This is a genomic window from Candidatus Thiodiazotropha endolucinida, from assembly GCF_001715975.1.
Taxonomy (GTDB): Bacteria; Pseudomonadota; Gammaproteobacteria; order Chromatiales; family Chromatiaceae; genus Thiodiazotropha; species Thiodiazotropha endolucinida.
Genome location: NZ_MARB01000017.1, coordinates 65000 through 89390 on the forward strand (window position 1 = coordinate 65000; position 24391 = coordinate 89390).

The following is a 24391-nucleotide window of genomic DNA, read 5'->3' on the forward strand; positions in this document are numbered from 1 at the left end:
AATGCCACTACCTGACAGCAATAAATCAGCTGTTTACCGCTCACGAGGTGATACAAACCGTAGTGGCGCACCTGCTCCGGGAAGAGAATCCGTGCATTGTGCGGTCTGTATCAAAGAGTATTCCTATCTCATCCTCATGCTGGTTATCACTATGCTCGCAATGGCTGTTCCCGCGCATGAAAAAAAGAGTAATATTCTGATCCTGCTGAGCGGCAACGATGATGTCTACCTTGACGTGGCTACAGCAATTACCAATTCCACGATAAAGCTGTGCAGGAACCGGCAGCTTATGTGCCAGGATGCGAACTTTGAAATCAGTCAGATTTCCACTCTTGACAACAAGCTTCATCCTAACCAAAGGGTGATAGTTACCCTGGGTCTTAAAGCTGCTGCTCACGCCAGGCAACACCTTAATGAACATATCGTATTTTCCGCGCTAATTCCGAAAGACAGTAAAATTCATTCTGACGATGGTAGCGATACTCCTGATCATTACTACTTGTATCTAGATCAACCACAGCACAGAAGCATGCTTTTAATCAATGCTCTGTCCGATGGCTTTAGAAACGTAGGGGTTGTAATCAGCAGTAATGATGAATCTGTTGAAAAAGCACTTATTCAGTCCGCATCTGAGCTGGAACTGAATCTCAATATAGAGAAAATAGATGATACCGATCAAATCGGCACTTCTCTCAACCGTTTGCTTTACAATGTAGACATCCTGCTGGCTGTACCTGATACAAAAATACATAACAAAACCACTGTCTCCAACATTCTGATTTCCGCCTATAGAAAGCGTATTCCATTGATTGGGTTTTCATCTGCCTATGTCAAGGCCGGTGCGTTGGCTGCAGTCTATTCTTCACCTGAGGATATCGCCTTTCATGTCCGGGACAATATCGTAAAAATATATTCGGAAGAAAAAATCAATAATCGGGAACAATACGCAGAGTATTTTTCCATACTTTTTAATTCTGAAGTGGCAAGATCATTGGATTTTCCAACAAAATCTGTCAATAAACTTGAAGAGACAATGATCAACAGATTAATTGACTATCATGATTAAGATAAAATCACTCCGATTTCAGGCACTGATGATCAGCTTATTGCCAGCTTTCATCCTCGCCTTTATTTTGACAGTCTACTTGATCAGCACTCAGCTCGTCAGGCTGGATGAATCATTCAACGAAAGGGGCGTGTCAATAGCCAACCAATCCGCATCCATAAGCGTTTACGGCATATTCACCCGTGACAAGTCAATATTGGAAATGAGCCTGAGACCTGTCTTCCTGCAAACAGATGTCTACAGTATCGATGTCTATGATGCATCCGACATCCTTCTGTCCAGTATGACAAAACAATATAGTGAGGACCCGAGTAATCTTGCCGAATTTTACGCACCTGCGATCTACGTAATTGAAGACATCGATATTGTTGACTACCCTGACCAGGGCTTAAACAGCAAAGAGAACATCAATCGCAGCATGGGCAGGGTGGTTCTCTCCCTCAGCAAAACACGACTCATCGACAACAGAATAATCATTATACGCAACTCGATCATAATGCTGGTGATTGGTTTGATATGCACAGCATTCTTTTCATTAGCATTGAGCAGATCTGTTATCAGGCCTATAGGAAGATTGACCCAGGTTGTTTCTCGCATGAGGGATGGTGAACTGACTGCCCGCGTTCCTGAAGTATCTAAGGGTGAGATACGAAGTCTGGAAGAGGGCTTTAACGCTATGACAAGCCAGATACAGAGGTCACATGAAACGATGCAACAACAGATTGACCAGGCAACCTCGGAACTCACTGAAACCATGGAAGCGCTGGAGATTCAAAATGTAGAACTCGATCTGGCAAAGAAGCGGGCATTGTCAGCCAGCAAGGCAAAATCGGAATTCCTTGCCAATATGAGCCATGAGATTCGAACTCCTATGAATGGTGTTCTGGGATTTACCAATTTACTGCTTAAGACAGACCTTTCAAGGCAGCAACGCGACCTTGTCAACACAATCTCCAAGTCAGCCAGCAATCTCCTGGATATTATTAATGAGATACTTGATTACTCTAAACTTGAATATGGAAAACTCGAACCTGAAACCACTCCATTTCAAGTACATGAGTGCTTTGAGGAACCTACTGTATTACTATCGCCATCCGCCCATGATAAAGGGCTTGAGCTGATTTTACTCGTCTACTCTGATGTTCCCAACACGCTCATTGGCGATGAGACGCGGATTCGGCAAATATTGGTGAATTTGATCAGCAACGCTATCAAGTTTACCCATCAGGGAGATGTCATTATACGGGTGATGGTCGATGATGAGTCCGAAAACAAATGCATACTGAAATTTTCTGTTACTGATACCGGTATCGGGATCGAGAAGAAAGCCCAGGAGACTCTGTTCGAATCATTTCAGCAGGCTGATTCATCGACCAGCAGAGTTTACGGCGGAACCGGCCTTGGTTTAAGTATATGCAAAAAACTCGCACAATCGATGAACGGTGATATCGAGCTTATCAGCAATCCCGGGAAGGGTTCAAACTTTGTTGTAACCATACCTCTTGAAAAACCCGTACTGAGCCAAATACAGCCACATACTCACTTCATCAGTGGTAAACAGGCGCTGATTTGCGACAATCATAAATTGTCTTTCTTAGCCATAAAGCACATCCTGGAGTCTTTTGATATTACAACCACAACGGGTAAGTTTCCCGTGGTACCAGACGATCGATACGATGTAATAGTAATGGGTTTCGAGAATAGTGAAATCCAATCCGGATATGCCGAAAGTGAAATTCGCCGGTTGCGTGCCATCTGCAGCATCCCGTTTTTGGTACTGTTGAGTGCATCGGAAAGAGTCATTATCGAGAAATTTCAGTCGATCAGTGATGACTTCTATCTGTCCAAGCCTTTCAGTATTGGAAAACTGACAGACACCCTGGACAGGATCATCTCCGGTTCTCCACGCAGTACAAAATCTGTTGCAAAACAAGATATCCGCCTATCCAATCCAAGTCTGGAAAATTACAATATTCTTGTCGTCGATGATAATGATATCAATCTCAAACTTATCAGCACCCTCATGCGCAACAATGGCGCCAATGTCACGGAAGCCAGTGATGGTTTAAGCGCGATTTCAGAGACTCTGCTCAGGAACTTTGACCTGATTTTGATAGATATTCATATGCCGAAAATGAAAGGCACTAAAGCCGCAGAAGTTATTCGACATAATGAAGCAGACACTAGACATACACCGATCATTGCATTGACTGCTGACGTCGTTCCTGCCACCAGAAATCAAATAAAGGAATCCGGGATGGATGGCTATCTGCTAAAACCAATCGACGAACGACAGATGTGGTCTGTAATCAAGAATATTTTCAATCAAAACAAACAACATGATTATTATGAATCACACACTGACAATGAGAATATTGCATTTGATAAAAACGAGCTTGTTGTCATAGACAAGAGGAAAATTCTCGATATCACAGGCGGCGACGAGACTCTGGCAAAGGAAATGTTCAGTCAGCTCTGCAGTGAATTGCCGCAACAGCTTGAAGACATTGAAAAATATATCCACAAGCAGGACTGGACAAATTTGAAGGAGATTACTCACAAGATGCGCGGCTCCACATCGTCATGCGGTGTGCCTGCACTCGACTTTTCAGTGCAAAAACTTGAGCATGCGACCGCATCAAAGCAGGCGGTGCAGTTAATGGAAGAGTACAAATCAGTGGAATATGAGGTAAAACGACTGCTGCAAGCTCGGGAAACCAATGATGTCGTCTAGCCTGCCTATCGGTATTTTTGACTCCGGTATTGGTGGGCTCTCGGTGTTGCACCACATACGCGACCTGTTGCCGAGTGAAGATCTTATCTATGTGTCAGACAGGGACAATCTCCCCTATGGCAGCAAGGAAAGCCGATTCATACTCGAACGCAGCAAGTACATCGTAGAGTTTCTGATTGAGCAAAAAGTCAAGGCTATCGTCATTGCCTGCAATACCGCGACTGCCGTTGCCGTTTCGCATTTACGAAACAGCTATCCTCTCCCAATTATCGGTATGGAACCCGGAGTCAAGCCGGCAACAGCAAACAGCCAGAACGGTGTGATCGGTGTACTCGCTACAGAGGGAACACTGGTGAGTGGCAAATTTCAGAGCCTTGTCCAGCAGCATGCGAATGGTACCGATATATTCTATTGTCCCTGCCATGGATGGGTAGAGGCAATAGAACATAACGGTGCAACTCACGGTAAAACCGTCGAGCTTGTAGAACAGTCACTGAAACCTGTCCTCGAAAAAGGTGTCGATACCCTGGTGTTAGGCTGTACACACTACCCTTTCGTGAAAGACACCATTGAAAAAGTGGCGGGTTCCTCGGTCACTATTATCGATACCGGCCGTGCGGTTGCTCGACAGTTGCAACGCAGGTTATCTGATGAAGAGATCCTCTCATCCAATCCGGATACGGGCCAACAGCGTTATTGGTGCAGTGGCTCACCTGAGAAGACCCAGAAGCTGATAGCAAAAATCCAAGGCCAGCCCTGTATCGTCAACCGTTTGCCTCTGCCAGACTGAGTATACTGCTGGCAGCTACACTGTCGAATCGTTGGTGGAAAAAATCACCTGATACCCACACCACAATATGCAACCACTGAATCGGTGACTTGATGATATTGAGATGTATAAGAAAGCCGCGAATACTCGCGAATGCTTTTTTATCTCCGCAAATGAACGCGATAAACGCAATTACAATTATATTTACTGTACAACATGGTGTAACACAAACCTACCGCTCCAAACAGGACAGTTAAAACGCTAAAAATAGCTTTCATTTGCGGCTTATTATCATTTGCGTCCATTTGCGGCTTGCCTTCATAACACCCACCGTGAGGGAGATGTAGGGCGAGAGCGGATAGTTGAGAATGCTGGGTAACCGGGAAAAATTATGAGCGGGCAGACATATAGGGCAGATTCTCGTAAACCCGGATAAATCGTTCTATATAGGGACGGATTTCGGCTGGTAGCGGTAACTGCTCGAGTTCAATGGCTGACAACATGTTCTTCAAATGAACACCCAGTCCTGTGTCGCCATCCATGACGAGATGCCTTTGGAAAAACAGGGTATCCGGATCCTCTTTGCCACTGATCAACAAAAGATAATCGTAAACGGACCCGGTTATGCTCAGATCTACTCTCATGCCGCCGGCTTCCGAAATCACGCCATTGGTCAATGTCAGATTGTAACCAAGACCAAGATCACTCACCTTGATCTGTACAACCCGTCCCTGCAGAAAATCCAACTCCCCTTCCAGAAGCTCGTTTCGAAACAGTCTGTTCAAGACTGAGCTCAGAATAACACCATGGGCCTTTTGGGGTATCAGCCGTAGTGGCAAGGATAGTGGTTTGGGCATTTTCGGACGTTGCTTGACTGCATGCATAATTGTGCGCCTCAAAGATTAACTTTCCTGAACCCCTGTCTTCGGATGCCTATCCGTAAATAATCGCTTGTTTTTCCAGCCGGCTTAGGGCAAACAATAATATCATACCAACACTCAACAAAATCTGCGAAAATTGCTGGCATGTCCAAACACCATCCATCACCATTCCTGCCCGAAAACCAAGACGCCTATGCGATCTGGCGGGATGGAAAGCTCGACAGTTACCCTGAAACAGTGGGGGAACTGATCGTCGAAATCCGCGATCCGCGCCGGCTCTCAACAGCTGAGCACGATAAAATCCTCTCCCTTTGCCGAAAGACCAATATGGCGATCTGGGCAGGCCTCTCGGGGCATGATTCGGATAAACACATTATCAGCGATCTTGGCTCGGCATTCGGTCTCAGCCATCTGGATCACAATATGTGCGCAGATGATGACGCCATCTCCTCGTTGACCGTACAATCGGATGCCTTGCGAAACGGCTATATCCCCTATTCCGACCGTCCCATCGCCTGGCACACTGATGGCTATTACAACCTTCCTGAGCAGCAGATCCATGCACTGCTGCTGCATTGCGTCAATCCCGCAGAACAAGGTGGTGAGAATGACCTGCTTGATCATGAGATCCTGTTTATTCAGATAATGGAGCGAAATCCCGCCTACATCCGTGCCTTGATGAACCCTCAGGCCATGACCATCCCGGCCAATATCGTCGACGGCGAAGAACTCAGGCCTGCGCGTACGGGACCGGTTTTTACCGTTTACCCGGATGGCCATTTACATATGCGTTATACAGACAGAAGCCGCAGTATCGAATGGCTGGATGATCCCTTGCTCAAAGAGGCGGTGAAATACATGAAATCACTGCTGCATAGCCCCTCGCCCTGGCAATTTCATGCAAAACTTCAGGCCGGACAGGGTTTGATCTCTAATAACGTGTTACATACCCGGAGCGGTTTCACAGATGGGGAACAGGCCCGCCTGCTCTACCGGGCACGCTACTACGACCGCATCCGACAGTAATCCGCCTTACACATCGTTGTGAAGATCAAGGATACTCTTCTCAGCCGTCTCGTCCTTGCTCTTGGCGCCATCGTTGCGCAATAGCTCCAGCTGTTCCAGATAGGTTTCGCTGACATCACCGGTGACATAATCGCCATTGAAAACACTGGTGTCGAAGCGTTCGATATCGGTCTTGCCCTTTTTCTGTACCGCATCGATCAGATCCTCGATATCCTGATAGATCATGCGGTCTGCACCGATAATACTCCTCACCTCTTCCACGCTTCTGTTGTGCGCCACCAACTCACTGGCAGCGGGCATGTCGATACCATAGACATTGGGATAGATCACCGGTGGCGCGGCTGAAGCAAAATAGACCTTTTTGGCGCCCGATTCCCGTGCCATCTGCACGATCTGCTGAGAGGTGGTCCCTCTGACCACGGAATCGTCGACCAGCAGGACATTCTTGTCTTTGAACTCGAGATCGATGGCATTGAGCTTTTGCCTGACAGATTTCTTGCGCACTGTCTGACCGGGCATGATGAAGGTACGGCCAATATAGCGGTTTTTTATAAAACCCTCTGTGTAACGAAGTTTCAGCTCATTGGCCAGGGTCAGGGCCGCTGTCCGACTGGTATCCGGTATCGGAATCACCACATCGATATCATGATCCGGCCACTCCCTCATGATCTTTCTCGCCAGCTTCTTGCCCATACGCGATCGGGCCTTGTGAACGAACACATTGTCAATGATGGAGTCTGGGCGGGCGAAGTAGACAAATTCAAAGATACAGGGGGATTTTACCGTGTGGGCGGCACACATCTGGGAATGCAGCTGACCCTCTTTACTGATGAAAATCGCCTCACCCGGCTCCAGATCGCGAACCCGCTCGAATCCCAGGGTGTCGAAGGCGACACTCTCCGAGGCGATCATGTATTCCGTCCCCAGATCGGTCTCCCGCTTGCCATAGACGATGGGGCGTATGGCGTGAGGATCACGAAATCCAAGCAACCCGACCCCCGGAATCATGGCTACTGCCGCATAGGCGCCCCGGCAGCGGCGATGCACCCCTGCTACAGCCTTGAAGATGTCCTCCGAAGCGATCCGCAGCTTATTCTGCATCTGCAACTCATGGGCAAATACATTGAGTAGTATCTCTGAATCGGATGAGGTATTGATATGACGCAGGTCTTCGACGAAGAGATCCCTGGTCAACTCAGTGGTGTTGGTCAGATTACCGTTGTGCGCCAGGGTAATGCCGTAGGGTGAATTGACATAGAACGGCTGAGCCTCCGCGGATGAAGAGCAACCGGCTGTGGGATATCTGGCATGACCGATGCCCATATTACCCTTCAACCGCAGCATGTGGCGCGTATGAAAAACATCTCTGGCAAGGCCGTTGGCCTTGCGCAAATAGAGTTTGCCCTTTTCACAGGTAACGATGCCGGCCGCATCCTGCCCTCGATGCTGAAGCACCAAGAGTGCATCATAGAGTGACTGGTTTACGGGTGTCTTACCCACAATTCCCACAATACCGCACATGCTTCAGTTCTCCGGATCAGTAGTGGAAGTTTGCAGCAATATCACTAGGCAGATAGCTCTGCAGCCAAAGAGCTATATCCTTAAAATAGGGGATCAATTGTGATGACTGCCACCAATTGTCATTCGGGAACGGGGTCAACCCTGCAAGCAGAATCAGCACGGCGACCACTACAGCGCCCCGCGCGACACCAAAGAAAATCCCTATAAGACGGTCGGTACCTGTCAGCCCCGTGGTACTCACCAAAACTTTCATGAAATGGTTCGCCACTGCCCCGATGATCAGCACCAATATCAGAATTATACCGTAGGCTACGCCCAGTCTGATGGACTGCACATCGATCCAGGGTTCCAGCTCCACTGCCAGCGGACGGAAGAACAGCCAGGCAAGCATAAATGCGGCGATCCAGGTGGCTAGAGAGATGGCTTCCTGTACAAAGCCGCGGATCAGACTGATGATTGCCGAAAGCGCGATGATCGCGATGATCAGAATATCGATCCAGAGCATATAGCCAGCCTGTCGAGTGATCGCGTTGAGGAGGGTTCCATGGACATAAGCGGGTGTGGATACCCAGGTCTGTTGAATCGGCGCCTGCTGTGCAAGAAATTGGTGGAGCCAGGCGGGATCGAACCGCCGACCTCAACACTGCCAGTGTTGCGCTCTCCCAGCTGAGCTATGGCCCCGGAAAGCCGCGAATATTAGGTGATTATGGCACTTTTGTCCACTGCTTTTTTCCCGTCCCGGTGATCCTTAGACCATACAGGTCAAGAGAAAAATATTGCCGCAAATGGACGCCAATCACCGCGAATTGACGCAACTGACTTACAATGTGTGTACCCTGTAAATTAGCTTGATTTTTGCGTTTATTTGCGGTGATTGGCGTCCATTTGCGGCATGAATCCTGACACCCCCTCACCCCCCCGGCTTGTCGATCTTCGCCCAGGAGTCGCGCAGGGTGATGATGCGGTTGAAGACCGGCTCCTCTCTGGCGGCCTCGCGGCTGTCGAGCATGAAATAGCCTTCACGCTCAAATTGATACTGTTCGCCCGCTATCGCTGACCCCAACGCCGGTTCGAAGCAACAGTCAGTCAGGGTGCGCAGGGAATCGGGATTGAGATTATCTGTAAAACGGCCCCCTTCATCGACCCGGCCCGCGTCTGCCTTGCCGAACAGACGATCATAGAGTCTGACTTCACCTTTTATGCCATGCCTGGCGGATACCCAGTGGACGACACCCCTGACCTTCCGCCCCTCAGGGTTTTTTCCAAGGGTTTCAGGATCGTAGCTACAACGCAGCTCGATTATTTCACCCTGGTTATTCTTCACAACCTCTTCACATTTGATGACATAGGCATTGCGTAGACGCACCTCGCCCCCAGTCACCAGACGCTTGTATTTTTTATTCGCCTGCTCTCGAAAATCAGCCCGGTCGATATAGACCTCTCGACAGAATTCGATTTCACGTACCCCCATGGTCTCATCCTTGGGGTGATTGGATGTGGTCAATGTCTCGCTCTTCTCATCTGGATAGTTTTCGATCACTACCTTGAGTGGATGCAGCACCGCCATACGCCTCGGCGCATGGGCATCGAGATCCTCGCGAATACAGTTTTCCAGCATGCCCATCTCAACCAGGCCGTCAGATTTGGTGATACCGATCCGTTGACAGAATTCCCGTATCGATGCCGCGCTGTAACCGCGACGCCGCATCCCGGCAATCGTCGGCATGCGCGGATCATCCCATCCCTCGACAAATCCCTCCTCCACCAATTGCGTGAGCATGCGTTTACTCAAAACCGTGTATTCCAAATTGAGGCGTGAGAATTCGATCTGTTGCGGATGGCTGGGAATGGAGATGTTGTCGAGCACCCAGTCATAGAGTGGCCGGTGATCCTCGAATTCCAGGGTACAGAGGGAGTGGGTGATGCCCTCCAGGGCATCCGAGACCGGATGGGTATAGTCGTACATCGGATAGATGCACCAGGCCTCACCGGTCTGATGATGAATCACACCATGGCGGATTCGATACAGGGTTGGATCACGCATATTCATATTCGGTGAAGCCATATCGATCTTGGCCCGCAGAACACGTTCCCCATCGGCGAATTCACCCGCCTTCATGCGGGCGAACAGATCCAGGTTCTCCTCCACGGAACGGGTGCGATAGGGGCTCTCCCGGCCAGGCTCGGTCAGGGTGCCGCGATAGGTTCGCATCTGCTCGCTGTCGAGATCGCAGACGAAGGCCTTGCCGGCCTGGATGAGTTCAACGGCAAAGTCGTAGAGCTGTTGAAAGTAGTCCGAGGCGTAGAAGAGACGATCATCCCAGTCGTAACCGAGCCAACGGACGTCCGCCTGAATACTGTCGACGAACTCTATATTCTCCTTATGGGGATTAGTGTCGTCGAAACGCAGATTGCACAATCCCTGATAATCCCGGGCGATACCGAAATTAAGTACGATCGACTTGGCATGGCCGATATGCAGATAGCCGTTGGGCTCGGGGGGAAACCGGGTATGCACCCGTCCACCGTGCTTACCCGACCGCAGATCCTGATCGATGATCTGGCGGATGAAGTTGGTCGTTGTGCTGGGTTCCGGTTTACTCATGTTATTCGCTTCTTGACTTAGTTGTGACCCTGGGGCCTGTTAACACCGACTCAACCGGCATTGGCTTCACGTTGAACGATATATTCAAGGGCCTTGTCGATGCGCCTTAAACTGGCCTCTTTCCCCACCAGATAGAGGGTCACATCGATCCCCGGGGAGGCAGCGCGCCCCACCAGGGCCACACGCAACGGCTGGGCCACCTTGCCCATCTTCACATCCAGTTCGGCAGAGACCTGATCCACCACGCTATGCAGTGTCTCCGTTGTCCAGTCACCCAGGCTGGCCAATACATCGCGCATGCGTTGCAGGGGTTCCCTGGCAGCCGGACGCAGGTGCTTTTTGGCCGCCTTCTCCTCATAGTTCTCGAAATCCCGGTAACAGAAGGCGCTCATCTCAGCCATCTCAACCAGGGTGTTCGCACGCTCCTGATGGGCTTCCGCCACATCCACCAGATCGGGCCCTTGCGAGGGATCGATCTCGAGATCCCCCATATGCGGACTCAACAGGTGGGCGATACGCTTCGGGTTCTCCTGCTTGATATAGTGCTGATTCAACCATAACAGCTTATCTGTGTTGAAGCTGGAGGCCGCCTTGTTCACCGCATCGATATCAAACAGTTCGATCATTTCATCGACACTGAAGATCTCCTGATCCCCATGGGACCAACCCAGGCGCACCAGGTAGTTGAGCAACGCCTCTGGCAGAAAACCGGCTTCACGGTACTGCATCACGCTCACTGCGCCATGCCGCTTCGACAGCCTCGAGCCATCATCGCCGAGAATCATCGGTACATGGCCATACTGGGGCGGGTCCGCATCCAGAGCCCGCAATATGTTGATCTGCCTCGGTGTATTGTTGAGATGATCGTCACCGCGTATGACATGGGTAATACTCATATCGAGATCATCGACCACTACGGTCAGATTGTAGGTGGGTGAGCCATCGGTGCGTCGGATGATCAGGTCATCCAGCTCCTCATTGTTAAATGTAACCCTTCCCCTGATCAGGTCGTCCACCACGACGATACCCGATTCCGGATTTCGAAAGCGGATTACATGGGGCTCGTCCGGGCTCACATCACGGTGCCTGCAGTGGCCGTCGTAACGGGGTTTAAGCTTGTTCTGCATCGCCTCATCCCGCAGCCTGTCGAGACGCTCATGACTGCAGTTACAACGATAGGCCAATCCACGCACCAGCAGATCCTGAATCACCTCATCATAACGGTCGAAACGCTTGGTCTGGTAGAAGGGTCCTTCATCGTACTCCAGACCGAGCCAGGTCATACCCTCGAGAATGGCATTTACCGACTCCATGGTCGAACGCTCCAGATCGGTATCTTCGATTCGCAACACGAACTTTCCACCATGCTTGCGGGCATAAAGCCAGGAAAAAAGGGCGGTTCGGGCACCACCCACGTGGAGATAGCCGGTCGGGCTGGGAGCGAATCGGGTACGAACAGTCATGGTCAGGCAGGCAATCCGGTTACTGGCAAAACCGCGATTCTATCAGACCCGGAGTGATTCGGAAGCCGCAAATGGACGTAAATTACCGTCAGTTCACACAAATCCATGCCGGCATGGCAGAACCTGATTGCGTTCATTTGCTGTGATTTGCGTTATTGGCGGCTATTTCTTAACTACCGGGCTTTGCGAGGACACTCGATTGACCCACTTCGAATAGCTCTTTAGAATGCCCCTCTCGCTATTTGCGGGCGCATAGCTCAGCTGGGAGAGCGCTGCAGTCACATTGCAGAGGTCACAGGTTCGATCCCTGTTGCGCCCACCATCTTCTCACGTCTCAATCCCCACCAGGGCCACTCCGTTGCAGCACCGTCTGTGGTTTGGACCTGTTTCGACCTGTCGAACAGACCATGTTGCAGGAAATACGACACCTGACGGATTACCTCATCATCATCCATGATGAAGGTATGTCCCACATTCACCAACAGAAAATCCCTCATTTCGGGCAGCTTGGTCCGTTCCACCGCGACCTTGCCATCATCATCTCCGGGGATCTCGGGAAGAAACCAGGACTCCCCCGCTTTGATGCCGGCAATGATGCCTATTTCTCCGGCAATAGGTTTCAGGCTGTTGGGCAGACTCTTCTCGTCCGTACCCAACGCCTGACCCGCCGGTCCCATGATGTTCCGGTAGAAAAAACCATCCTTCATCTGATCGGCGACTTCACTGCCCCGATTGGGTGGCGCCAGCATCACGATCCGGCCGAGATTCTCTATATGATGATCCTGCAGATAGTATCTGACGAGGATGCCCCCCAGGGAGTGAGTGACAAAATGGACCCTTTCCACTTGTTTTGCCTCACAATAGACTAATCCGGCATCAATCGCCGGCGCGGACAACTCCTCAACGCTTTGAGTCAAACTGGGATAACTCTCATTCCATACATGGTAGCGTCGACTCCGCAACGACTCTTCAATGGCACTGAGCGAAGATGAAGTACGTCCCATACCATGCAATAAAACAACGCACTCAGTCTGAACCGCCAGGGATTGCGATGATACGATCAACAACAACACTGTAAGTGGAAACGCATGCTTCATGAGGTCTCAAATCTGTTTTTTCAGTGATGAGAGAGGCGGTTGGCGATACGAACCATTCGGGCTAATTCCTGCTCCAACTCCTGACGCTTGTACTGCAGGTATGCCTTGAGATCCCGTCGGCGCAGGAAGAGCAGGAACACTCTGACATTTTCCCTTATTCGGCGCATCTCTCCTCGCACCATCAGGGCCACTACGCTGCTGACAACGAGGCTTAGAATATATGCGATCATCCATATCAAACCGAAATTATGGTAAACTAGATAACTCTGTACCAACCAGAAAATCGTGAAAAAACCCAATCCCAACACCATTTTGGTCGTATCAGCCTGATTGGGTCCCTTGGCAAAACGGAGCGATAGGTGTTCGGTCAGTTTATAAGGGAGGTAGCTGTTGATGACGCCCCACATGACCACCGGCAAGACAATCAACAACATCCAGATCACGCGCAGCAGATAAAGCACAATCAACATTGGTCTGTACTCTATATTCAGTTGGTAATCCTTCACTCCACAGTAACGGCAGACTTTTTCAAACTGCTTCAATTGGCTTATCAATGCCCTCACCCGATCGGGCTCATATTTTCTCAGCAAACGTTGCGCATCTATCAGGCGTTGCTGGGCACGCAGACGTTGCTGCAGGTTGCGTTGCCGGTATTTACCGTGACGAAAGGCGAAAAATCGCTCCAATCTGGTGATCAGGTTCACCTCGTCCCAACTCTCGGCATTCAACGTTATGGCTTCCAAACCATTGCGAATGCGATCGGTCAATTCGATAACGCGTTGTTCATCCGTCTTCTGTTCCGAGAGTGTCAAGTCAATCGGTTTACCGAACTGGACCAGAACTGAACTGCGAAACTGGCCTTTTTCGGGAAATGTCAGACCAACGGGAATAACCGCCGGCTCACTGCCTGTAACCTGGATCGTTTCCAACGCCATACGCGCGGCCCCGGTCTTCAATGCCATCAACCGGGGCACGTCATGACTCTGGCCCTCCGGAAATATGATAAGGGTCTCCCCCTTCGCCAATAGTTCATAACAGCGTCTGAATGTAGCGCTATTGTCACTGACGTCGACCCCCGGATCACCACGCCGGTAGATAGGGACGGCACCGATCAAGCCCAGGATAGGTTTGAGTATTGGATTATCAAACAGACCGCTTCGCGCCAGTGGCCGAATGGCTTTGGTTGTCGCAGCCTGCAGTACCACGGCATCCGCCAGGGCATTAACATGATTGGCACATAAGATAGCACCCTGTCCCGTTGGTAGATTTTCGCTGCCGACAACCTCAAATCGACGATAAAACACCCGGACCACAAGACGACAGAATGCCTGCCAGGTTTTTTCAAACCATGTCAGTTGAGCTGCGACAGGGGGTGATGTTGGCACCATATCCATATACTAGGACATGTTAAAACTAATCTTAGGGCCTGTTAACACTAATCCGGTGGGCTCTGCCGGAGATTGATTTCGACCCGTCGGTTGGCTGCCCTGGCGCGCGCTGTCCGCTTTGCTATTTTAGGCCGGGACTCTCCGTAGTGTTGCTGGATCATCATCCCTTCTTTGACGCCTTTGCCGGAAAGATAATTGTAGACGTTTGCCGCCCGCCTTGCCGAAAGACGCTTGTTGTATCGCGTCGATCCCTGGTCGTCCGCATGACCCTCGATAATGATGCGGTTGATCTTCTCATCAGCCAGAACATAAGCGGCCAACCGAGCGAGTTGTTGCTCTCCACGATTGTCGATGGCGTCGACATCCAGTGCGAAATGAACCGTTGAGTTCTTTAACTCAGTAAATCCCCCGCTATTCGGCAGTTGGCGAAGACAGCGCTTGAACTCACGATAGGGCTTTTGGAATTTGACCGGTGACAATGGCACCCTGACCTGTCTGCGGTTGTCGTCCCAATCCGGAAAGGAGAAACTGCCGATCTGACCCTTGGTCAATGAGGTCAGCAACCACCCGGCCTGCTTCCGTTTTAAGGCCATCGGCCGCATCCCTGTCTGTATCGCAACTGAAAGTTGCAGGGTGTCCGGTGGAGTATGCTCCCAAGCCGGCGAGAGCTCTCTGACAAACCCGTCAACCGACTCTGGCACCGGTTGAAAGCTAGTGATGAAAAAGTGCAGATTCTCACCTGCAATTCGTCTGAATCGGGCCACACCGAACTGCGGTACCTCATGTTTCAGCTCACAGCTATAATCCGACCCAGAGAACTCCCAGACAGACTCATGCATACCCGCCATGTAGAGCTGATCTTCCAGATCAGCGGCATTGAGACAAGGAGGTATGACAAGAACCAGCAATACCAGAAACCTCATGGGAATAATGGACAGGGAGGTGTATTGCCTGTAATCCGAAAACATCATAACTGAATCTGCATTTAACCACTCTTGAGAGCTTATCGGCCAGGCTATACCTATCCTTAGCCTACCCTGCCTGCCATTGCATTCGACCCTTAGGCTAGGGCCAGCAGGCGTATAAATGATGTTTTAAAAAAGATGTTGAGCGTAGTTGTGAATCAGATGTTATTCGTCTTCGTGCGCCTTCAAATAGTCGATGAGACTGCGGAATCGATTGAAGTCTTGGCGGTGGAACAGGGGATCCTCGCCATGTGAAATCTGACCCTCGAGTTTTTCCCAATCCTTGTCGTTGAGGGCGTTCTCCACCAGAGGAAAGACCTCTTGTTCCTCAAGGTCGATATGCTGTCGCTGCAGGGCGACGAATTCCCTGCCCCTCGTCTCCACCTCCTCTCTCAACAGCACCTCACCCTGCATGGCCCCTTCCAGGGTCTTTCTGTATGTTCGAGCCAGCCCGATCAGGTCGCCATGCTCCTTGCTTATTCGATCGTAGAGTGCCTTGTGTGCTTGCATCGATTTCTTGCGGAAGGCAATTTTATTGATCTGATCTTCGGTGGGGTGATGCGATTGTTCGGCGTAGTGCTCGATGTAATCCAGCATTTCGATCTTGAGATCGAAGTTCGCTTCACGACCGGCACTCAGTGCATCCAATTCTCTACTCAACAAATCGAGCAGACGAGCCAGATTGATATGGTCTTTGTGGAGTTTTTCCAGTAGTGGTCTCATATCACCTCTCTTTTTCTTAATAGACGCCAGACCCACCCCTCCGGCCTGGACTCACCCGTTAGAATATAGTTCAAGGCATTCTCATTTTGCAGGGTCCAGAGCATGCGGTTTTTGGCATAGTAAGATCCACAGAAGAGCAAATGATCGTCTTTTTGTACCTTGAGGTCCATTTCAGGCAGTAAAAAATAGTCATTGTGGCGATAGAGCATCAGCGGAATACAGGAGAGTTTACTGTGTCTATCCCGGGGATCCGTCATCAGATCCCCAAGAGTCAGCTGATTGCCGCGTTTGACGAAAGCACACACAGCATGTGAATCGCGCTCGGAAAAAGCCACTTCCCACACCTCCGGCGCGTGATGCGTCACCAGGGCGGATATCCTGCTGATCAGCTGGCAGGCCCACTCATCATCCTGATGTAAAACAAGTTTAACAAACTGGTGCTGCATCGGAGCACCTAACAATACCCGAATACGGTTGGCAATAATATCGCTGGGCAGCATCACCATATCCGCCCCTACAGCCTCTATCACTGCATCGTTGTGCTTGAGATTCTGGCGTAAGATGACGAACAAATCCCGGTTCAACTCCCTTGCGGTCATGATGATGGAGAGATTGTTGGCATCGTTGTCGGTTCCCGCCACCAGGCCGACCGCCCGCTCAATCTCCGCCTGCTGAAGGGTGTCCGCCTCAGTGCCCCTGCCTTCAATGTAGGGTGAGGACGGAGTCCCCGTCATCTGGGGTTCCGCTTCCACAACGATAACCTCCAACCCCTCGCGCACAAGCTTTTCATAGACCGCCTTGCCGAAGCGGCCATAACCGCAAATCACCCAGAGTCCTTTCGAGGGGGGATAGACAGGATCGTTGAGCATATCCCGTTGCCCCAGGGAGAGCCAATCCTGCAACAGACTGAGGCATGGCGCCTGAATAGCGGTCGCCAGATGCAGCGCGAAAGCATCGAAAGGATCGATGATGAAATCGGTGCCGAAGGAGGCCATGTTTTTTTCCACATCATGGGAGTCGGCCCGACAGATCACACCGATTTCGGGATGCAGCAATTTCGCTGTTATGGCGATCATCAGATTGACTTCATTGGCGTTGGTCAGCGCCACCACCCCTTCACACAGCGGATGCTTAAGGCCGGCTTCAAGGAGATGGTCCGGCAGACTGGCATCGCCACACAGGCCGGGAACATACTCACGCAGATTCTCCAGCTTTAGCATATTGACACGATCCTGGAGTATATCGATCACAACCGCGTGCTGGTTTCTGTCAGTTAATGCCTTGACCAATGCCTCACCGGTTTGACCATACCCGCAAACAAGATAAAAAGATTCACGCATTCTATTGATTTGCTTGGTAAATCTCCGCTCAGTTAAAGCATTTTGAAAGGTTTCATCCTTGAGCAGGGCCAATACCGTACCGATGGAGTAGAGCCACACCACCACGGTAAAGAAGATGGAAAAGCTGACCCATAGACGCTGTCCCGCAGTGAAGGCAAAGGGTATTTCGCCGAACCCGATGGTGCTGGACATGAAACTGACGAAGTAGAAGGCATGGAAGAAATCCATATATACAACATTTCCGTCGGCATCCTTGCCCGGAATCAGCACCAGACCCAGCATGGCGATCGAATAGGTCATCACCAGGATCAACAGCGGCGCCCGCATGCGCCTGAAGATAAGAAAGAAGATATTGTTCATGGGGTGAAACGACCGCGCCTGGCTCTGTTTAACGGCGTAGCATGACGGTCTCGATGATCAACAATATTACGGAAACCACATTCGCCAACATTACACCGCCGGAGAGTGAGACGATACTGGCCATGGTGACCGTGGTAAGACCGCTCTCGGTGACGTGCACCGCCACCGTCCATACAAGGGCGGCGGCGAACAGCTGCAGCAAGGCAACCAGACTGGTAGCCAGTAGTACCGCACCCATCTGGGTCCGATCACCGAACTTGAGTACAGTGGCGATCAGATTGACCACGATGACTGCAAACAGCTCGTAGACATGGTGATGATCCGGGTTGTCCAGTTCACCGACAAAAAAACCAAAATTCAGTGTCAGGGCAAGTACAATGAAAAAACCAAAAACCACCTTCTCCGGATTCACACCGATTCTCCTCTATTTACCCATCGAAAGACTTATGAATCAGATCTTGGTGTAAAAGATACTTTTTTTCCAGTCATTTAGTCATTGCCCGCGAATCCGGTCGTGACCAACATGACCGGATACCGTTAATCCGGCATGCTCGCTCATCCTGATTTCGATGACACCTGTGAAACGACCATGTTCTGCAGCGAAACAGGCTGCACCGGCTAAAGCTTTTTGCTGCCTGACCGCTACAAAATGCATGAGGAACAGAGCTTCAGCATTATCAAGTTCCGCTCCGACCACAGAAAACGCCCTCTTTTTTAGAGTAACAGGACCATGTCAAATTTTATTAAATCTGTAGATGACCGTACGCGCCTGGCCGGCACCAATCGACTGGAGGTCCTTCTTTTCAGCCTGGGTAAAGATATCCGAACCGGCCGAGAAGAGACCTATGGCGTCAATGTCTTCAAGGTTCGTGAAGTGATGCTGGTGCCGGAAATCACCCATGCGCCGGACATGCCCCCATCGGTAGAGGGAATGGTGAGCCTGCGGGGAAACATGATTCCTGTGATCAATCTGCCTGATTTCTGCGGTATTCAGACGGAAGAGAGGCCGAGTATTCTAATCGTCACGGAATACAACAAAAATGTGCAGGGTTTCCTGGTGCATGCAGTGGATACCATCGAGCGCCTGGCCTGGGAAGACGTAAAAGTGCCACCGACCATGATGGCGCAGCAGCATGGCGGACTGGTGACCGCGGTCACGGAGCTGAAGGATAAGCGATTGGTCATGATCATGGATGTGGAGATGGTCCTCAGCCAGACATCGGGATTCGGACAGAATTCGGAAATTTTCGATGGCATCCAGGATATCGGCGATAGCGATATCACACTGCTGTTCGCCGACGATTCCGCCGTCGCCCGTGATCAAATCATCCGCACCATGGAACATATGGGCATCAAATATATCGGCACCACCAATGGCGCAGAGGCCTGGAGCAAACTCAAAGAGGTCGCCGAACGGGCTGCCGCCACCGATCACAAACCCAGCGATTACATACAGATCATATTGACCGACGTAGAAATGCCGGAAATGGACGGCTATGTGCTTACCAAGAAGATCAAGGAGGATGCCCGCTTCAGCGATATTCCCATTATCATGCACTCTTCTCTTTCGGCAGACGCCAATATGGCGTTGGGCAAGGGCGTGGGCGCAGACGCCTATGTGCCGAAATTTGAGCCCACCGAGCTGTCTGCCAAATTGCATGAGATGATCGACAATATTCACGGCCAGAAAACTTCTTGACGTTCCATATCGCTCAACACAGACACACCCGAGCAGCCAGCGACTGAAGCTGGCTGCTTTTCTTTGCCGGGGGTTGTTACTTAAAGTAACGACTGCTAGGCTCTAGGGATGCGAGAACAACCGCCACCCGACCGACTGATTGACCGCACCGTAGCCCTGGGTCTGCTGATCCTGTTGCTCTTCTCAACGCCCATCATGATCTGGTGGACTTCTCCGGGAAGTCCATGGTACCTCCCCTATCTCATCTGGTTGGCGGTCATTTGCTTCATTGCATGGATCAATCAACGACACCATGAGCCATGATCTCTGGTTACTGTTTGGTATAGGCTTTCTCTATCTGGGATTGCTGTTCGTCATCGCCCATGCGGGAGACAGCGGTCGAATTCCCGAGCGCCTGATACGCCACCCTTTGACCTATGTTCTCTCTCTCGGTGTCTACGCCACGACCTGGACTTTCTACGGCAGCGTCGGCTTCGCGAAGACCCAAGGCTATCTCTTTTTGACCATCTATCTGGGCGTGACACTGGCATTCGCCCTGACGCCAATCCTGATTCAACCACTGCTTCGCCTTACCCGTGAATATCAGCTGACATCCCTGGCCGACCTGTTCGCTTTCCGCTATCGCAGTCAACTGGCGGGCATTCTGGTCACCCTGTTCATGCTGGTGGGCACCCTGCCCTATATTGCACTGCAGATCCGCGCAGTCACCGACTCCCTGCAGATGATCAGCCATACTGTGGCGCCACGCATCCTGGCCTTGATCTTTTGTTCCACGCTGGTGGTGTTCGCTATCCTGTTCGGCGCCAGACACAGCGCCAGTCGCGAAAAACACCGGGGCCTGGTGTTGGCGATTGCATTTGAATCGATCGTCAAACTGGTGGCCTTACTCGTCATCGGCCTGGTGACGCTGTTTGGCGTATTCGATGGGTTTTCAGGCCTCGACAAATGGCTTGCCGCACATCCTGAGATGCTCGATCGCCTCTATCAGCCAGTCAGAGAGGGTCCCTGGTCGACCCTGTTGCTACTGGCCTTTGCAGCCGCCTTTCTGTTACCACGGCAATTCCATATGTTGTTCGCGGAGAACCTGGAACCCAAGGCATTGAAGACCGCCACCTGGGGCTTCCCTCTTTTTCTCCTGCTGATCAATTTACCGATACCCCTGATTCTTTGGGGTGGAGAGGCCCTCGGTCTCAGCATGCCACCCGACTATTTCGCCCTCGGCATCACCCTCGATCAAGGCCCCTCCTGGTTACCGTTTCTCGCCTTTATCGGCGGTATTTCGTCAGCCAGTGCGATGATGATCATCACCACGCTGGCGCTGTCGTCGATGACATTGAACCACATCCTGCTCCCCACCAATTTTCCCGATCCGCAGGTCAATCTCTATCGCTGGCTGCTATTGGGCCGCAGACTGTTGATCGCCCTGATCATTATGGCGGGATACGGATTCTATGTTTTGTTGGAAAAGCATCAGGGACTGGTCCAGCTAGGCTTGATCTCCTTCGTCGCGGTCGCTCAGTTCCTTCCCGGTATCATCGGACTTCTCTATTGGCGTCGCGCCACCCGTCTCGGTTTCATCCTGGGCCTGCTGGCCGGTATAGGCGTCTGGACGGGAACACTGTTGATCCCGCTGTTGGAGAGTTCAGGTTTGGTGCGGACCGAATTCGATATACCGGCCCTATTGGCTACATCCGGCATGGACAAGTGGGAATTCGCAACTTTCTGGACACTCACCGCCAACACCCTGTTGTTTGTTTTAGGGTCTCTGCTGAGTAAGCAGAGTCTAGGCGAAAGAGAGGCTGCGCAGGCCTGTTGCAGCGAGTCATTGGTGCCTCTGGGGGGCATGGTCAACGCCGTTTCAACCGCCCAGTTCACCAAACAATTATCGCAGATGCTGGGTAGCGAAGCCGCACAACGGGAGGTGGAACAGGCGCTCAGAGACCTCAGCCTGCCGGTCAACGAGACACGTCCGGCGCAACTGCGTCGACTGCGTGAACGTATTGAGCGAAATCTGTCCGGTCTGCTGGGGCCGCAGCTGGCGCACATGATCATCAACCGAAGGCTGCAACTGGATATCCACACCCAGTCCGCGCTGGCAGATTCCATGCGTTTTATCGAGGATCAGCTAGAGCACTCACGCACGCGGCTGCGCGGTCTCAGTGCCGACCTCGACAATCTGCGTCGTTATCACCGGCAGGTCCTGCTCGATCTGCCGCTGGGTGTCTGCACCATCGACAGGCTACGCACAGTGACCATTTGGAATCTGGCCATGGAAGTGATGACCGGTGTGCCCGCTCGGGATGCCATCGGCGTTTCGATTCACAGATTGCCTCCCCCATGGGGACATCTGCTGACAGGCTTCGCCTCCGCATCGGATGAGCACATACACCATCTGGAAGTCACGCATCAAGGGAAGAGTCGCTGGTTCAATCTGCACAAGGCCGCCATTCCGGCACCACTGCCGGTGGATCACCCCGTGGAAGAGGCGCGCACCAGCCAGGTTATGCTGATGGAGGACCTTACCGACTTGGAGACACTGGAGGCTGAATTAGCCCACAGCGAACGTTTGGCCTCGATCGGCCGGCTGGCGGCGGGGGTGGCTCACGAGATTGGAAATCCGGTGACCGGCATTGCATCCCTGGCGCAGAACCTGCGCCACGAGGACGATCCGGAATTGGTGCGGGAAAGTATCGAAGAGATTATCAACCAGACCCAACGCATCACCACAATCGTAAAGACACTGATGAACTTCAGCCGCAGTGGCGGTATCGGCGGCGATATATGCGTTTTCTCAATACGGGAGGTGGCGGACGAAGCGATGCGTCTGGTGAAATTAACCCGTCACGGACGTCAGGTCCATTGTGAAAACCTGTGTCCACCCGACCTCACGATCACTGCGGATCGCCAGGGTATCTCGCAGATCCTGGTCAACATCCTCACCAATGCATGCGATGCCTCGCCACCCGACAGTCGAGTGGAACTGAGCGCCGATGAAATCGATGATCTGGTGAGAATCGAGGTGCAGGACCAGGGCGAAGGCATCGGGGAGCAGGATGTAGGTTATATATTCGAACCGTTTTTCACCACCAAGGCTCCAGGCGACGGCACAGGGCTCGGACTCGCCATCGCCTATAAAATAGTTTCAGACCACAAGGGCGCCATCAGCATCGACTCTGAAAAAGACAAGGGCACCCGGGTCATTATCGATCTTCCAAAGGCAGGCCTGAACGCCATCATCGCAGAGACATCATGAATCAGATACTCATCATCGAAGACGAGGAGGTCATCCGCCGAGCAGTCAAGCGTCTGCTCGAGCGTAACGGCTATCAAATCACGGAAGCGGGTTCGGTAGAAGAGGCGCAATCCAGCCCCCTCGCCTCCTTCGACCTGATCATCAGTGATGTCAGGTTACCCAGTGCGCCCGGGACCCAAATAATCGAGGCCGCGGCACCGGTACCGGTTCTGATCATGACCAGCTATGCGAGTATCCGTTCTGCGGTGGATGCGATGAAACTGGGGGCCATCGATTATATCGCCAAACCCTTCGACCACGATGAGTTATTGATTGTGGTGGAGCGAATCATCAAACAAGATCGCCAGCTCCGTCAGCAGGAGTTTCTCAAATCGGAGGTGGATAAAAGCTATCCGGTAAGGGGCATGATTGGCGACTGCCCGGCAATGATCGATGTCTTTAAACGCATCGATAAGGTAGCACCCACTGATGCCACAGTATTGATTCTCGGGGAGTCGGGCACCGGAAAAGAACTGGTCGCACGTGCACTGCATGAAAAGAGCCAACGCAGTCAATCGCCCTTTATCGTTTTCAACTGTGCCGCTGTACCTGAAAATCAGGTGGAGATCGAGTTGTTCGGCCACCAGAATGAAGGCGAGACCCGGCGTGGCGGACTGCTTGCGAAGGCCCATGGCGGTACCCTTTTTATGGATGAGGTCGGCGAACTCTCCATGGCTGCGCAGGCTCGGCTGCTGCGTGTATTGCAGGGTGATGACTATAGCGCTCAGCAGGAGACGTCGAACAGTGGACCCAATATCCGGATTATCGCCGCCACCCACAGGGATATACGTAAATTGGTCCAACAGCAGACTTTCAGAAGCGACCTCTATTTCCGCCTGCGTGTGGTTGAAATGACCCTGCCTCCGCTTCGGGAGCGGGGCAGCGATATCAAATCGCTGGCTAAATTTCTCCTGACCAAATACTGTCGCCAGCTCAACCGTCCATCATTGAGCCTCAGCAGGAGCGCCCTTGAAGCCATCAGGCGCTACCATTGGCCCGGCAATATCAGAGAACTGGCAAATACAATCGAGCGTGCGGTTATCCTCTGCGAAGGTGACCATATCACACCTCAGTTGCTGGCCATCGACCACCATATCACCACCAAACGCATGGACAGTAACAATCCCGCCGATAATCTATCCCTTGAAGAGTATTTTCGCCATTTTGTACTCGACAACCAGGATCATATGACCGAAACGGAGCTTGCCAAACAGCTGGGAATAAGCCGCAAAGCGCTATGGGAGCGTCGACAGCGTTTCGGCATTCCCCGGGAGAAAAAGGGCAAGAAAAGTTGAGGGATCTTAGCAAGCCGCAAATGGACGCCAATCACCGCAAACAAACGCAATCTATCTGTAGCATGAAATCGTAATTCCCCTACGCTAAGGGTTCAGAACTCCCCAGGATGTCATCTACAGACACAGCCTTAACATACCACTTGCAATGGTTCGCGGTAATTTGGGTA

The 24391-nt window shown here is 51.5% G+C and carries 20 protein-coding genes and 2 tRNA genes; 10 read left to right on the forward strand and 12 right to left on the reverse strand.

Features of this window, described 5'->3' with window-relative positions; translation table 11 throughout:
• Position 1 precedes the first annotated feature (1 nt).
• From CODIS_RS14395 to murI, 3 genes are read left to right on the forward strand one after another with little or no spacing between them, the layout of a single operon-like run.
• Positions 2–1066 carry an ABC transporter substrate-binding protein gene (locus tag CODIS_RS14395; protein ID WP_083220785.1) on the forward strand — a complete coding sequence of 355 codons (1065 nt, stop codon included), beginning with the start codon at positions 2–4 and terminating at the stop codon, positions 1064–1066.
• On the forward strand, positions 1059–3800 hold the full coding sequence (locus CODIS_RS14400) for an ATP-binding protein (protein WP_069126544.1): 2742 nt from the start codon (positions 1059–1061) through the stop codon (positions 3798–3800). The genes CODIS_RS14395 and CODIS_RS14400 overlap by 8 nt, the downstream gene beginning before the upstream one ends.
• Positions 3787–4590, forward strand: coding sequence for a glutamate racemase (gene murI / locus CODIS_RS14405; protein ID WP_235615235.1), 804 nt, complete (start codon positions 3787–3789; stop codon positions 4588–4590). Before CODIS_RS14400 ends, murI begins: the two co-directional genes overlap by 14 nt.
• A gap of 368 nt (positions 4591–4958) precedes the next feature.
• Here murI and ubiT read toward each other — a convergent pair whose 3' ends face one another.
• Positions 4959–5453 carry a ubiquinone anaerobic biosynthesis accessory factor UbiT gene (gene ubiT, locus CODIS_RS14410; RefSeq protein ID WP_235615236.1) on the reverse strand — a complete coding sequence of 165 codons (495 nt, stop codon included), beginning with the start codon at positions 5451–5453 and terminating at the stop codon, positions 4959–4961.
• Positions 5454–5594: 141 nt separating this feature from the next.
• Between ubiT and CODIS_RS14415 the strand changes: the two genes are divergently transcribed.
• Entirely contained in the window at positions 5595–6476 is an 882-nt protein-coding gene (locus tag CODIS_RS14415; RefSeq protein WP_069126549.1) for a TauD/TfdA family dioxygenase, read from the forward strand.
• Positions 6477–6482: 6 nt separating this feature from the next.
• Here the strand turns inward: CODIS_RS14415 and purF are convergent, their stop codons facing one another.
• The 5 genes from purF to gltX form a co-directional block, all read right to left on the reverse strand.
• A complete protein-coding gene (gene purF / locus CODIS_RS14420) occupies positions 6483–7997 on the reverse strand; it encodes an amidophosphoribosyltransferase (protein WP_069126552.1) in 1515 nt (504 codons plus the stop codon).
• Positions 7998–8013: 16 nt separating this feature from the next.
• Positions 8014–8502 (reverse strand): CvpA family protein, encoded by a 489-nt coding sequence (locus tag CODIS_RS14425; protein ID WP_069126555.1) that lies wholly within the window; start codon positions 8500–8502, stop codon positions 8014–8016.
• Positions 8503–8602: 100 nt separating this feature from the next.
• Positions 8603–8678 (reverse strand) — tRNA-Ala (locus CODIS_RS14430).
• Positions 8679–8907: 229 nt separating this feature from the next.
• Positions 8908–10602 (reverse strand): glutamine--tRNA ligase/YqeY domain fusion protein, encoded by a 1695-nt coding sequence (locus tag CODIS_RS14435; RefSeq protein WP_069126557.1) that lies wholly within the window; start codon positions 10600–10602, stop codon positions 8908–8910.
• A gap of 50 nt (positions 10603–10652) precedes the next feature.
• Positions 10653–12065, reverse strand: coding sequence for a glutamate--tRNA ligase (gltX, locus tag CODIS_RS14440; protein ID WP_069126560.1), 1413 nt, complete (start codon positions 12063–12065; stop codon positions 10653–10655).
• 246 nt (positions 12066–12311) lie between these two features.
• Here gltX and CODIS_RS14445 point away from each other — a divergent pair.
• Both CODIS_RS14445 and CODIS_RS21425 read left to right on the forward strand, forming a co-directional pair.
• Positions 12312–12387, forward strand: a tRNA-Val gene (locus CODIS_RS14445).
• A gap of 85 nt (positions 12388–12472) precedes the next feature.
• The gene (locus CODIS_RS21425; RefSeq protein WP_069126563.1) at positions 12473–12934 is read left to right on the forward strand and encodes a hypothetical protein; all 462 of its coding nucleotides are present in this window, start codon (positions 12473–12475) and stop codon (positions 12932–12934) included.
• Between the two features lie 248 nt (positions 12935–13182).
• On the opposite strand, the gene CODIS_RS14455 is transcribed toward CODIS_RS21425, so the two are convergent.
• From CODIS_RS14455 to CODIS_RS14480, 6 genes are all read right to left on the reverse strand, one after another.
• On the reverse strand, positions 13183–14550 hold the full coding sequence (locus CODIS_RS14455) for a lysophospholipid acyltransferase family protein (RefSeq protein ID WP_162420238.1): 1368 nt from the start codon (positions 14548–14550) through the stop codon (positions 13183–13185).
• 47 nt (positions 14551–14597) lie between these two features.
• Positions 14598–15521 (reverse strand): OmpA family protein, encoded by a 924-nt coding sequence (locus CODIS_RS14460; RefSeq protein ID WP_083220786.1) that lies wholly within the window; start codon positions 15519–15521, stop codon positions 14598–14600.
• 159 nt (positions 15522–15680) lie between these two features.
• Entirely contained in the window at positions 15681–16238 is a 558-nt protein-coding gene (locus tag CODIS_RS14465; RefSeq protein WP_069126568.1) for a hemerythrin domain-containing protein, read from the reverse strand.
• On the reverse strand, positions 16235–17938 hold the full coding sequence (locus tag CODIS_RS14470) for a potassium channel family protein (RefSeq protein ID WP_069126570.1): 1704 nt from the start codon (positions 17936–17938) through the stop codon (positions 16235–16237). The genes CODIS_RS14465 and CODIS_RS14470 overlap by 4 nt, the downstream gene beginning before the upstream one ends.
• 28 nt (positions 17939–17966) lie before the next feature.
• Positions 17967–18350 carry a DUF6394 family protein gene (locus tag CODIS_RS14475; protein WP_069126573.1) on the reverse strand — a complete coding sequence of 128 codons (384 nt, stop codon included), beginning with the start codon at positions 18348–18350 and terminating at the stop codon, positions 17967–17969.
• Between the two features lie 81 nt (positions 18351–18431).
• Positions 18432–18635 (reverse strand): hypothetical protein, encoded by a 204-nt coding sequence (locus CODIS_RS14480; RefSeq protein WP_069126576.1) that lies wholly within the window; start codon positions 18633–18635, stop codon positions 18432–18434.
• 33 nt (positions 18636–18668) lie between these two features.
• Between CODIS_RS14480 and CODIS_RS14485 the strand changes: the two genes are divergently transcribed.
• The 4 genes from CODIS_RS14485 to CODIS_RS14495 all read left to right on the forward strand — a co-directional run bounded on the left by CODIS_RS14485 (position 18669) and on the right by CODIS_RS14495 (position 24224).
• Positions 18669–19637, forward strand: a complete 969-nt coding sequence (locus CODIS_RS14485) for a chemotaxis protein (protein ID WP_069126579.1) — start codon at positions 18669–18671, stop codon at positions 19635–19637.
• A gap of 108 nt (positions 19638–19745) precedes the next feature.
• Positions 19746–19940 carry a hypothetical protein gene (locus CODIS_RS20560; RefSeq protein WP_083220787.1) on the forward strand — a complete coding sequence of 65 codons (195 nt, stop codon included), beginning with the start codon at positions 19746–19748 and terminating at the stop codon, positions 19938–19940.
• Positions 19930–22890: an ATP-binding protein gene (locus CODIS_RS14490; RefSeq protein ID WP_069126582.1), complete on the forward strand. Its 2961-nt coding sequence runs from the start codon at positions 19930–19932 to the stop codon at positions 22888–22890. Before CODIS_RS20560 ends, CODIS_RS14490 begins: the two co-directional genes overlap by 11 nt.
• Entirely contained in the window at positions 22887–24224 is a 1338-nt protein-coding gene (locus CODIS_RS14495) for a sigma-54-dependent transcriptional regulator (RefSeq protein ID WP_069126585.1), read from the forward strand. The genes CODIS_RS14490 and CODIS_RS14495 overlap by 4 nt, the downstream gene beginning before the upstream one ends.
• Positions 24225–24391 lie beyond the last annotated feature (167 nt).